The organism is Mesorhizobium loti (genome assembly GCF_013170705.1).
Lineage (GTDB): Bacteria > Pseudomonadota > Alphaproteobacteria > Rhizobiales > Rhizobiaceae > Mesorhizobium > Mesorhizobium loti_D.
Genome location: NZ_CP033334.1, coordinates 6,506,686 through 6,518,981, shown reverse-complemented (window position 1 = coordinate 6,518,981; position 12,296 = coordinate 6,506,686). Strand labels below are relative to the sequence as shown.

General features: G+C 60.2%; 9 protein-coding genes and 3 pseudogenes. 10 read left to right on the top strand and 2 right to left on the bottom strand.

Annotation, left to right across the window (positions count from 1 at the left end; genetic code table 11):
• Positions 1-227: 227 nt before the first annotated feature.
• The 7 genes from EB815_RS31710 (at position 228) to EB815_RS34320 (ending at position 6,107) form a co-directional block, all read left to right on the top strand.
• Positions 228-1,139, top strand: a complete 912-nt coding sequence (locus tag EB815_RS31710; protein WP_065005219.1) for a LysR substrate-binding domain-containing protein — start codon at positions 228-230, stop codon at positions 1,137-1,139.
• A 224-nt stretch (positions 1,140-1,363) separates the two neighbouring features.
• On the top strand, positions 1,364-1,747 hold the full coding sequence (locus EB815_RS31705) for a hypothetical protein (RefSeq protein ID WP_065141597.1): 384 nt from the start codon (positions 1,364-1,366) through the stop codon (positions 1,745-1,747).
• Positions 1,748-2,058: 311 nt separating this feature from the next.
• On the top strand, positions 2,059-2,154 hold the full coding sequence (locus EB815_RS31700; RefSeq protein WP_155767367.1) for a hypothetical protein: 96 nt from the start codon (positions 2,059-2,061) through the stop codon (positions 2,152-2,154).
• A 388-nt stretch (positions 2,155-2,542) separates the two neighbouring features.
• Positions 2,543-3,484 (top strand): thiamine pyrophosphate-dependent dehydrogenase E1 component subunit alpha, encoded by a 942-nt coding sequence (locus EB815_RS31695; RefSeq protein ID WP_245303343.1) that lies wholly within the window; start codon positions 2,543-2,545, stop codon positions 3,482-3,484.
• A 5-nt stretch (positions 3,485-3,489) separates the two neighbouring features.
• Positions 3,490-4,491 carry an alpha-ketoacid dehydrogenase subunit beta gene (locus EB815_RS31690; RefSeq protein ID WP_065005217.1) on the top strand — a complete coding sequence of 334 codons (1,002 nt, stop codon included), beginning with the start codon at positions 3,490-3,492 and terminating at the stop codon, positions 4,489-4,491.
• Positions 4,492-4,851: 360 nt separating this feature from the next.
• A complete protein-coding gene (locus EB815_RS31685; RefSeq protein ID WP_065005216.1) occupies positions 4,852-5,685 on the top strand; it encodes an aldo/keto reductase in 834 nt (277 codons plus the stop codon).
• A gap of 302 nt (positions 5,686-5,987) precedes the next feature.
• Positions 5,988-6,107 (top strand): HNH endonuclease, encoded by a 120-nt coding sequence (locus EB815_RS34320; RefSeq protein WP_081294832.1) that lies wholly within the window; start codon positions 5,988-5,990, stop codon positions 6,105-6,107.
• Positions 6,108-6,483: 376 nt separating this feature from the next.
• Here the strand turns inward: EB815_RS34320 and EB815_RS31675 are convergent.
• A pseudogene (locus EB815_RS31675) lies at positions 6,484-7,525 on the bottom strand (IS110 family transposase).
• 214 nt (positions 7,526-7,739) lie between these two features.
• Here EB815_RS31675 and EB815_RS31670 point away from each other — a divergent pair.
• Positions 7,740-8,774 (top strand): annotated as a pseudogene (locus tag EB815_RS31670) (IS110 family transposase).
• A 373-nt stretch (positions 8,775-9,147) separates the two neighbouring features.
• A complete protein-coding gene (locus EB815_RS31665) occupies positions 9,148-9,498 on the top strand; it encodes a reverse transcriptase N-terminal domain-containing protein (RefSeq protein ID WP_348625442.1) in 351 nt (116 codons plus the stop codon).
• 329 nt (positions 9,499-9,827) lie between these two features.
• On the opposite strand, the gene EB815_RS31660 is transcribed toward EB815_RS31665, so the two are convergent.
• Positions 9,828-11,225 carry a recombinase family protein gene (locus tag EB815_RS31660; RefSeq protein ID WP_065005215.1) on the bottom strand — a complete coding sequence of 466 codons (1,398 nt, stop codon included), beginning with the start codon at positions 11,223-11,225 and terminating at the stop codon, positions 9,828-9,830.
• 53 nt (positions 11,226-11,278) lie between these two features.
• On the opposite strand from EB815_RS31660, the pseudogene EB815_RS31655 reads away from it, so the two are divergent.
• Positions 11,279-12,270 (top strand): annotated as a pseudogene (locus EB815_RS31655) (IS110 family transposase).
• The last annotated feature ends 26 nt before the right edge of the window (positions 12,271-12,296 follow it).

Sequence of the window (12,296 nt, the reverse complement as noted above, 5' to 3'; positions counted from 1 at the left end):
GCAGGATAAGCGGACGAAACAGTCGCCGGGGCCGGTCCGAGTGGTGCAACTCAAAACGTTGCGCCAATCGGCACGCAACTTGGATCGATGATTTTGTCATCGGCGGGCGACCGGAATGCGTCATGGAGGCCAGTGGTGATGACTTTAACCTCTGTAAGTTGACGGCGGTCCTTTCGTCCAGAGGCACGGCCTGAATGCACTGTATGTCGATCTGATTGGGCTGTTCGATGGTTTATCGCTTTTATGATCTCCCATCCCTCACTGCCCTCGTGGGATTCGAGGCCGCGGCACGCCATCTCTCGTTCAACCTTGCGGCTTCCGAGCTAAACGTAACGGCGGGAGAGATCGGTCGGCAAATCAAAGCCATTGAGGACGAACTCGGCGTTCCGTTGTTTGTGAGGCCTGGAACCAGCGTGATACTTACCAGTGCCGGCAAAGAACTCTACAGCGTGCTGGCCAGCAGTTTTTCCCAGGCGTCCGATGTCGTCGGGGCCATTAAACGCGGCGATCGTTTCCGGAATGTCACGATTGCCTCCACCGATGCGTTCGCCTCGATGTGGCTAATGCCGCGCATGCCGCGCTTTTGGGCACAGCATGGAGATATCACAGTCGACCATGTGATCTCCGACAGTTCGCGCGACTATCTACGCGCTGAAGTCGAGCTGCGCATCCGCTATGGCTTCGGCTTATGGCCTGACGAGACAGCGGAACTGTTGTTTGGCGATGTCATCTACCCGGTCTGCGGTCCGGGCTTCGCTCAGGAGCACAGCGATGCGACCGCCAAATGCTTGCCCAAATTGCCACTCCTGCACGTTGAAGGGATCCAATCCGATTGGGCCGGCTGGGACGAGGTCCTGCGCCGCGCGGGGATTCCCTACGGGCCGCTTCGTGGCCATAGGTTCAGCAAGTTCTTCGTGGCTTTGCAAGCCGCGCAGGCTGATCAGGGCGTTGCCGTGGGCTGGCACCGGCTGGTGCGAACATCGGTCGAAGAGGGCAAGCTCGTCAGGATTACCGACCTCAAGCTGGACGCCCCGGGAGGGTACTATCTGACGTGGAACGAGAACCGCGTCCTGTCGCCAGGGGCGGAGCGGCTGCGCGAGTTGTTGCGGAAAATCTCGGCCGAGGAGCTGAACGCCTGAAGTTAGAGCTCGCGCCCGGCGCACCTTTGAGGGGCCAGAGGCACATCGGTTGCGGTTATCGGCATCACGGGTTCGGAATGACGTTTGCAGGGAGTGAATTCGTCTAAAAATCCTTGGTCTCGAATGAGAGCTTCGTGGCCGCTCGCCATTCCGGGACGAGATCAGGAAGAAAATGCGATCAATGGTGCGTGCAGTCGTCCCATGCCTTAGCGGAACCGCCGAAAATGACAGAGTTTGGCAAGCAGGCGAGGGAACTTCTCGCTGCGATGAAAGGCGTAGAGACCGCAACGACACCTTTTACGGACCTTTCTGGACGAGACATTGCGACCGGACAGGAAGAGTCCGACTTCGAAACGTTGAGAGAGAAGCTTGGGGCGCCTTTGGTCGAGCAGATCGAAAAAGGAACAATCTGGTACGAGCATGTAAATAGCGCGCCCCAACGCCGCTCGTCCGCTCCTGCGCTATTGAGGGCGCGCTCGCGAGCGACTTCGTCACCACACCATGCCGTGGGGACGACCCGCGTGCCGAAACCAATTGTCGATTTTGTCGAGTCCGTGACACGGTGGCGGTCGGCTTCGCTGCTGATGTACTCTCATTTAAGGCTTTGAATAATCCGCAGAAACTTTTTTCTGACGCTCCTTCTGCTCAGTTGGCACGCCTTTTGAACCGTCCTTGTAGCTAGGCAGCAGGAGCTGCCGGCGGCGGGTGGCAGAAAACCGCCCGGCGTATTTGCCAAGCACTTGACCAGAGGAAGCCTAATGGACGAGAGGATGCCTTCCACGGCAAATGGCGAAACTCAGGCGCGTGGCGCCAGCTTTGGCAGAATTCACTGCGCAATGCGCGCTCGGTTGGCACCCTGCCTGTTCGCCGAATGTCTTCTTGAACGAGCTGGACCGGCCGTGTTGAGAAAGTTGCGGCTATGGTCGCATGGATTGCCTCCGACGAGGCCGCATTCGTCACCGGCCAGGTCTTTGTCGTGGATGGTGGCCGCACTGCCAAGCTCAGTCTTCCATGAAGGGAAGTCGTGTTCCGAACTCGGACCGGCGGCGTGGAACGCCATTCTCCCGCCGGATCAGGAGCGCCCGAATTTTGAGGACAATCTCGCCTGCGGTTGGCCGATCATCGGCGTCGGCTTTGCGGGACTGGCCGTCAATTCTCGACACCCTATTACCAGCCAACCGCGCGCTCGATAGTTTGTCGGCAAGCCCCGCTATTCTGGATTACGAGACCAGGAAAGTGAATGAACTATACACGACGAATTTATAGGGCCTGCGCTCTGCCATCCGCGGCGGCATCTTTTACCTGGAAATTGGAGCAACGTTTGGATCATGCAGTTAAACGGTCATCAGAGACTAGAGGCTTATCGGCGGATGCTTCGCATCCGTTGCTTCGAAGAAGAGGGTATGCGCCAGTTCAAAGGTGACAATATCCCTGGATTCTTCCACTCGAGCGTGGGTCAGGAAGCCGCCATCGTAGGGGCATGTCTCGCCCTTCGGGACGATGACGCCATGACCGGAACGCATCGTTCGCACGGCCATCCGATCGGGAAGGGCGCGAATCTGGACGCGCTCATGGCCGAGCTGATGGGTAAGGAAGGCGGCATTTGCAAGGGGCGCGGCGGTTCTATGCATCTTGCAGACAGGTCGGTGGGGATCATCAGCGAGTCGGCTATCGTCGGAGGGGGCATCCCTCTTGCCACAGGGTGTGCGTTCAGTTCGACGGTTCGGGGCGTCGATCAGGTTACCCTTTGCTTCTTTGGCGATGGAGCGGTGAACCAGGGCACCTTCCATGAGAGTCTCAACATGGCGTCGCTGTGGAAGCTTCCGGTCATCTATCTTTGCGAGAACAACGGCTATGCAATCACTACCTCGGTGGCGCAAAGCCACGGGCAGCCGGACATAGCGATGCGGGCTCCTGGCTACGGCATGCCTGGGATAACGGTTGACGGGCAGGATGTGAGCGCGGTCTATGAAGCTACGGCACGGGCCGTCACGCGAGCACGCGCGGGTGAGGGGCCTACTCTCATAGTCGCCGACACGTATCGATTCGATGAACACAATTTCGGCTTGGTGATTCCGGGGGAGCCCTATCGATCGGTTGAAGAAGTCGAGGCCCACAAACGTGACTGCGATCCAATTTTGCTGTATCGCACCGTGCTCATAGAAGAAGGCATAGACGAAAAGAGTCTGAGAGCAATCGAGGATGAAGTCGCCGAAGTTGTCAAGCAAGCTGTACAGTTTGCTTTGGCCAGCCCCATGCCTAGGTCCGAAACCTTGCACGACCACATGTTCAACTCGCCCCTTGCCGGCCATTACAGCTTCGTGGCTGGGCAGAAGCGGAATTAATCGACATGCAAAATACTGCCCAGAAATTTGTCGCTGCGCCCGGCACCCGTATTGAGATGACCTATCTTGAAGCGCTCGTGCAGGCGCAGATAGAGGAAATGGATCGTGATGAGCGCGTCGTCCTGATGGGAGAGGATATTTCGATCTATGGCGGCGGCAAACTTATTGAGCGGTTCGGCAAGAACCGGGTTTGGAACACGCCGATTTCAGAAGGCGGTTTTACCGGCCTCGCAATCGGGGCTGCGATCAACGGCTTGCGACCGATCGTGGACCTCTCAGTTGCCAGCTTCGTCTATCTTGCCTCGGATCAGATCATCAACCAGGCCTCGAAATTGCAGTATATGACTGGAGGTCAGATCGACATTCCGATCGTGTTTCGGTGTTGGATGTACTCGGTGGGGTCCAAGGCGGCGCAGCATGCCGATCGACCGTATCCGCTTTTTATGAATGTGCCTGGTCTCAAGATCATCTGTCCGACCAGCCCCGCCGACATCAAGGGCCTTATGAAATCGGCCATTCGCGATGGCGATCCTGTACTCGTCTTCGAAGACGCCTGTCTGTGGCCGGTCAAGGGCGATGTGGCCACAGATCCGGACTATCTAATCCCGATTGGCAAAGCGGATGTGAAGCGCCGGGGAAAAGACGTAACCCTTATCGCCATTGCCGGCGCCATTCGGCCGACGATGGAAGCTGTCGACGCGCTCGCCGAGGAGGGCATTTCGGTCGAAGTGATCGATCCACGTACGTTGAAGCCGCTCGATTATGAAGCCATCAGGATCTCAGTCGCCAAGACCGGACGGCTCATGATCGTCGAGAACGGGCACAGTGTCTGCAACGTCGGAAGTGAAATTGCCGCGGTGATGGCAGAAGAGATTTTCGATCTCTTGCAGCGACCGATCCTTCGCCTGAGCTCTCCGGACATTCACGTCCCATTCAGTCCGGCCCTCGAGAAGGATTTCTTCCCGACGAAGGAACACATCACCGCTGCCGTGCGGCGGCTGCTGTGAGCTCCTCGAAGGCTCTCAATAGACTGGAAGCAAAATGCCAAACGAGATCAGTCTACCCTCCAGAGGAATGCTGCCCCGCGAGTCGCGGCAGATTGTCTCGGCAAGACGCGGATTGCAACGATGCTGATTTGTACGCTGTCAGTTGACCATCGTGGTCATAGAGCCGAAGCAAAAATTTCTGCGGGCTTTCGGGATGTCTTTCAGATCCCAATCGATTGGCATCGGCTTAAACCGCAATCGTATCCGCTCGGGTAGTTCAGGAGGCACAGTCGAATAGATTTCAAGGGGACCCACGCAAGCTCTGGCGCGTCAACACCGATGGCACGAATTCCGGCAGCGGGGAAGCAGCAAGGAGGTTTTATGCATAGCGTCATGGTAAACGGTGCGGCGATCCCCGCAATCGGGCTTGGTACATGGACGCTCAAAGGCGAAGCGTGTTCGGAATTGGTCGCGCATGCGCTTTCGCTCGGCTACCGCCATCTCGACACCGCAGCGGTCTATGACAACGAGGGCGCGGTGGGCGAGGGACTGCGATTTTCCGGCGTACCGCGCGACAACGTCTTCATCACAACCAAAGTCTGGTCTACCGATATCGCTCCCGGAGATTTAGAGCGATCGGCCGAGGCAAGCCTACAGCGGCTCGGACTCGACACAGTCGACCTGCTCCTGATCCACTGGCCAAATCCTGCCATTCCGCTGGCCGGATCTATCAAGGCGCTGAACGCGGTTCGCAATTCCGGCATGGCGCGGCACATCGGTGTGTCGAACTTTCCCACCGGGATGCTTGCGGAGGCAGTGCGCCTGTCGGATGCGCCGCTTGTGGCCAACCAAGTCGAATATCATCCCTTTCTCGACCAGACTAAGGTCCATGCGGCCTGCCGAGCGGCCGGCATGGCGATGGTCGCCTATTGCCCGCTCGGCCGAGGTGGAGCGTTGTTCGAGGAGGCGGCGGTCGGGGACGCCGCCAAGCGGCACAGCAAAAGCCCGGCGCAGATCGTGCTTCGATGGCAAGTCCAGCAGGAAGGTGTAGTCGCCATTCCGCGCACCGAATGCAAGGAGAGGCTAGCGGAAAACATCGACCTGTTTGATTTGGAGCTTTCCGAAGAGGAGATGGCAGCGATCTCGCGGCTCGGGTCGCGCAACTACCGCATCTGCGATTTGGACTACTCGCCGAAATGGGATACGCTTGGGTAAGTGTAGCGATTGCTGTGGTCTCCTCGTCAGCGACAATTGAATGCGATCGGGCCGGCCGCGGCGCTGTAGTCGCGCGGCTTAGAGTGCGGGGCACCCGCCGACGGAGCCAGAAGATGCCGCGCGTCTGAAGTTTTCGCCATGGATTGTCGCAATGCTGGGGGAAAGGCAACCGGCTTGCCGCCAACGGTGGACCGCATGCGACGAAATGAATGGAAGGCGCTGCTCGCCGTCTCGCCGGCCTGTGCCGAATGCGGGCGATCCTGGAGTGACATCCCGCTGCAGCCCGATCCCCGTTACAAACAGTGTGGACTAAGGGACACAAGATTGCCGTTTATCACGGCGGCACCGATGACATCGGCAACATCCAGGCCGAATGCAATCAGTGCAACTTCGGGAAGAATGCGGGCCGGTTGACGCGCTAAGTGTTGATCCCAGGCTTTGATAGTGCATCATTTTCTTCCGAATCGAAGGAGGCACTATGGGCCAGATTTTACACGGCAGCGCCTCGACGACAGAGGCAGTCCGTCGAGCAATACAAGATAGTCATGTCTGGACGGCGCCCGCTGATCGGGGTTTGTTTTCAGCAATGGGACGGTCGCGGGTGCGGTCATGTCTCCGGCCTGTTGCTGCGGCGCTATGGCCGCTGGCCCTGATGGTATCCGCTGATCCTTTGGCCTGATCAAGAGAGCGAGCTCGAAGCTCCGACTATTCTGCAGGCTTTGGGGATCTGTCCTCGTCTGTTCCCATCACGTCATTGTCACCCTCGATTCCGGCTCGCGGCCTCAGCCGATGCTGCAGTTACATCGGTGTGCCGGCATAATGTGTTGCGTCGCGCATGAGTGCGAAGGCGATACGGGCGAGTTTGTTTGCGGTTGCCACGGCGACAAGCTTGAATGGCTTGGTTTCCATCAGGCGATCCGCCCAGTTTCTCAACGCATCGCCGGAACGCTTGCGATGGAACAGAACGGCATGAGCACCGACCACGAGCAGCTTGCGCAAATATCGGTTACCCATCTTGGAGACGCGTCCCAACCGTTCCTTTCCGCCTGAAGAGTTTTGCCTTGGTGTGAGCCCTAAGAAGGCGGCGAATTCGCGCGGACCTGAGAAGGCGGAGATATCCTGGATGCTCGCCCCAAGCGCGGAGGCAGTAATGGGGCCGATGCCGGGAACGGTCATCAGACGGCATGCCATTTCATCAGTCTTGGCGAGGGCCAGAATAGCCTGATCGCTCTGCCTGATCTCGTCATCGAGTTCTTTCAGTTGGCGCACCAACGGCAACAGTGCCGAACGCACGGTCGCCGGGATCATGTCGTTGCCCTCGATGACGAGGCTAGCCAAGGCGCGTGCGTTGTTCGGTCCCTGGGCGGCGATGATCCCGACTTCGGCCAGATGGCTGCGAAGGGCATTGAGAAGTTGCGTGCGTTGGGCCACCAGAAGTTCGCGTACCTTGTGATGCATGAGCGCCGCCTGGTTCCCGATCGATCGTACCGGCACAAAACGCATCGAAGGGCGCGTCACCCGCCTCGCAGATGGCTGCTGCATCAGCGGCATCGTTCTTCTGGCGACGCACGTAAGCCTTCACATAGGCTGGCGGCATCAGCCGCACGTCATGACCGAGCTTAATGAGTTCGCGAGCCCAGTGATGGGCCGAGCCACACGCTTCCAAGCCAATGAGGCAGCATGGCAGAGATTCGAAGAATGCCAGAACATCCTTGCGCCGAAGCGCCCGGTTCGTGACGACGTGCTCCGCAGCATCCACCGCGTGAACCTGGAAGACATGCTTGGCCAGATCGAGGCCAACAGTAGCAACAGCGCTGAGATCGGTGGTAACATTGCCCATGGACGGTGCTCCTTCAGATGAGTGCTCGACAGCCGCCATCTTGGCACGCCTCTCACGAGGATGATGCCGTTACGGGCGCCGTCCACATGGGGTAATCGCGGGAGCGAGTCGCCCTGAAACCAAGCATATCCTTGGAAGGTGGCTGTTCCCCGATAAGATGGAAATACGGGCTCACGACCTGACGCCGGGCCCAAGCATCTGATGGAGAACAGCCATGGAAGAATATATCGGTCTCGACGTGTCGATGAAAGAGACAGCGGTGGCGATCCGACGTGAAGGCAAGCGCGTCTGGCGCGGGAAGTGCGCCTCTGATCCAAAGATCATTGCCGAGCTTATCCGCAAGCGGGCGCCAGCCGCCAAACGCGTGGTGTTCGAGACTGGACCCCTTTCCGTCTGGTTCTATCACGCGCTACGCGCGGAAAGGGTGCCAGCGATCTGCATCGATGCTCGCCATGCCAAAGCTGCGCTCGATATGGCGCCGAATAAGACCGACGCGAACGACGCCGACGGTTTGGCGCATCTTGCAGAGGTGGGATTCTTCCGTGAGGTGCGGGTGAAAGGATTTGACAGCATGCTGACCCGCACGCTCGTGGCGGCACGCACCCGGCTGGTCCGGATCACCACCGAACTTTCCAACCAGATTCGTGGAATCATGAAAACGTTCGGGCTGCTCGTTCCTGCAGGTAAGGGAACCACGTTCGAGAAGAACGTTCGGCGCCTTCTTATCGATCACGAGGAACTTGCTCTCATCGTGCTGCCGATGTTGGAGGCCTGGCGCGGCATTCGCATCCGTGCCGCCGAGCTTGGGCGCCAGCTCGTCGCAGATGCACGTCAGAGCCAGGCATGCCGCATGCTCATGTCGATCCCTGGCATCGGCGCCATCACCGCAACCTCGTTCGCCACTGCCATTGAAGATCCGGGCAACTTCAAGACGTCCCGATCTGTTGGCGCCTGGATAGGCCTAACGACGCGCCGCTACGAATCGGGAGAAGTCGATTATGACGGCCATATATCCTGACGCGGCGACCGCCATTTGCGAGGGCTTCTCTACGAAGCGGCGTCGGTTATTCTGACGCGTAGCTCAACCGAGAGCACCCTGCGGACATGGGGTCTCCAGCTCCGGGAGAGGATCGGCTTCAAAAGAGCTGCCGTGGCTGTGGCGCGCAAACTGGCGGTGATAATGCATACGATGCTTAAAACCGGCGAGCTCTTAATCCGAATGCAGGAGCCACAACGTAAATCCGGATAGCGTTCAGAATCTGAACGCCTGAGGCGTCCCTGCCGGGACGTGAGCCGAGCCATTCCGCTGATGGGGTTGCACCGCTGACTCAGCAAAGTAGCGTCGTCCACATTGAAGGCTCGTCCCGCGAAGCTCCATCATGCGGCGACCGATGTTGACCGCGAAGACAACCGTGTACCCGGCCAACGCATCTCCAAGCGCGAAGATACTTGACGTCCCCACCGCGATTAGACAACCCCATCAAGAGAGCCTGAGGACACTGGCCAAGCGTTACGGGATCAACCAGAAGACGGTCATCAAGTGGAAGGGGCGGAAGTCGGTGCATTCCTCGCGCACTGCGCAGATGTAGGATCAGGCGAACTGGTTGCACATTCAGGCAGAGGTGAAACGGCTTCAGGTGCGTATCGCCAAGGCAACCCAGGAAGGCCGATGGGGCAAGGTGAAAGCATTGCAACGTCTGCTGACCCGCTCGCATAGCGGCAAGATGTTGGCCGTGAAACGGGTGACGGAGAATCGCGGTAAGAGAACGCCGGGGGTGGACGGTAAGATATGGTCATCCCCGGCGGCCAGATGGAACGGGATGAGGTCACTTCGACATCGCGGTTACCGCGCGATGCCGTTGCGACGTGTTTACATTCCCAAGAGTAACGGCAAGAAGCGTCCGCTGGGAATTCCTATATGCGGTGCCGGGCGATGCAGGCGTTATCGAAGCTCGCTCTGGACCCGGTGGTAGAGACACTGGCGGACCCGAATTCCTATGGGTTCCGGCCCGAACGCTCGACTGCCGACGCCATCGAGCAGTGCTTCATCACTCTGGCTAAGCGCGCTTCGCCAGAGTAGATTCTGGAAGGTGACATCAGAGGCTGTTTGGAACCATTATCGTAATACCCCCTGGTTCATGAGGCGCGTTCGAAGAGGGTGGGAATGTTGTCTATGGTCTTGATCCATAGACCTTTTCTCTGTCCACGGATGACATAAACGGCTTCCAGTTCGCCGCGCTTCACTCGCTGCAACAGACTTTGGCGCGACAGGCCAAGGGTCTCCATGGCGTCGCGGATGGGTTCAAAGCCGTCGCTGGGCGTGGCGAGGAAGCGGGCCTTGAGGTCCGTGGTCAGGCGAATGCGCCATGGCGCGCCGGGTGTCACCTGTTCGCCCTAGATGAGGCCGTCGTTGATATGGCGGTGAAGCGTCGAGGGCGCCACGCCGAGCGCGACGGCAGCCTGACGGACGGTGACAATGTCGCCGTCGGCGGCCGGTGCCTTGGCCTTGCAGACAGGGATCTTCCAGTAGCGGCGCTTTGCCGACGCGATTGGCGTCGAACCGATGGCCATAGACCGTTCGACGGCCCTGGCGGTTGAGAATGCCGGCGATGACGGCGTCGGGATAATGCGGCACCAGCCGCCGTACGAGCGCCAGCGTGTCCTCGTCGGTGCACACCGTCGCCGGCCGCGAGCGCGGCAGGGCGACGGTGAGGTGGCTTAGCGCGCCGCCCTTCCAGCGCAGGGCGAGTTGCGCCGCCGCCTTGTCGCGGTCGACATGGAGGGTGGCCTCCTCGATCAGCGTGCGCAAGAGCTCCTTGCGGTCACGCGCCGTCGTGGTCGGCGCGTGCCAGACGCTCGCCAGATCGGCGCCGAGGGAAAGCAGCTTCTCCCGCTCCGTGGCCGACAGCCTACGCGGGCGCTCCGCCTCGCGCCGCACCAGTTCGGCCTTGGCCGCCTCCAAGGCACGCAGGGCCTCCTCCCACTGCTGCTCGAGCGTGCGGGCGACCAGGCGATTATCGGGATCGACGGCGCGATAGCGCCGCTCGGCGCGGTCAACGGCGAACTGCGCCCGCTCGACATCGAGCCGCCATTGCTTGAGTGCCGCTTCGCGGTCGTTTTCCAGCCGCTCGGCCGCCGCGAGCGTGGTGGCCAGGCGTGCCGGCTCCAGCGCTTCCAGGAAGGCCGCGACCACGGCTTCGTCGATCTGCACGCCGCCGACATTGAGGCAATAGACGCCGCGTCCCTCGGCGATGACCTTACCGGCGCAATGATAGCCCGGTGTCGCGGTGCGGCCACGGTAATGAGTGCGCAGGCGCCGCCCGCAATGACCGCAGCGGGCAATGCCCTGAAGCAGGGCGCCGCCTTCACGCACCGCGCCGCCGGAGCCTCCCCCGGCTTCGGCATGGAGGCGCGGGCGGGTGTTGGTCGCCATGCGTTGCTGATTGGCCTCGAAGGTCGGCCAGTCGATATAGCCCGGGTGGTGAGCCTTGATCAGCACTTGCCATTCGTCCATCGGCAGCTTGCGTATCCGTTTGCGCCGCACGCCGGTTTCGTCGAGCACCGTCTCTCGGCGATTCTTGCCATAGACATAGGCGCCCGCATAGACCGGATTGGCCGGCACGGAATGAACGGCGTGGTAGCTGGCCTCGCTCCAGCGCAGCTCATGATGCCCACCAAGCGACAGTGGGAACTTCCGCATGTCCGGTTCTTAGGGGGCGGCGGCGCAGCAATGCGCCGCCGCTACCCGACCAGATGCCCGGCGCGGATGGATCGGGAGCCGTGGCCTTCCGCAAGAAACTGCGTCGTGACCAGGTGCTCAAGTTTCTTGCAGCGCAGCCTGCTTGCACGGTGGCCATGGAGGCCTGCGCCGGCGGTCATTATTGGGCGCGGGAGATTGCGAAGCTTGGGCACGATGCCCGGCTAATCGCTCCGTGAAGCCTTTCGTGAAGCGGCAGAAGAACGATGCCGCTGACGCTGAGGCGATCTGCGAAGTAGCCCAGAGGCCGACCATGCGGTTCGTGGCGGTGAAGAGCGAAGAGCAGCAAGCTGCGGCAATGGTATTCCGCGTTCGCGATCTTATGGTTCGTCAGCGGACTCAGACCATCAATGCGATACGGGGCCATCTTGCCGAATTCGGGCCCGTGGCTGCACAGGGTCTCTTCCATGCCGCCAAGCTTGTCACGGCGATTGAGGACAAAGGTACCGCCATCCCCGAAGCTGCCCGTCCGATCCTGTCTCTGCTCGTTGCACAGTTGCGGTCGCTGGATGAGAGAGTGGCCGTGCTCGACCGCGAGATCGCCCGGCGTGCCAAGGAGGATGCAGAAGCCAGGCGATTGATGACCATTCCCGGCATAGGGCCGATCACCGCGACGGCACTTGCTGCTCTGGCTCCATCGGCGACAACCTTCAAGAGGGGGCGAGACTTCGCGGCCTGGCTCGGCGTCACGCCGCTGCAACGCTCCACGGGCGGAAAGCAGAAGCTCGGCGAGACGTCTCGGATGGGCGAGCGAACGCTACGCCGGCTGCTGATCATAGGGGCCAGCGCGGCCGTGCGCTGGGCAATGCGGAAGGGGGAATCTGCGGACCCATGGCTCATGCGCATCTTGGGCCGCAAGCCGCCCATGTTAGTGATCGTCGCGCTTGCCAACAAGACTGCACGCATCGTCTGGGCACTGATGGCGAAAGGCGGAACTTATCGGGCGCCAGCCGCTGTCGTTTTCTCCCTGTCATCCAGCCGCGATTAGTAGGGAGCGGGTTGAGCAATCGGGAA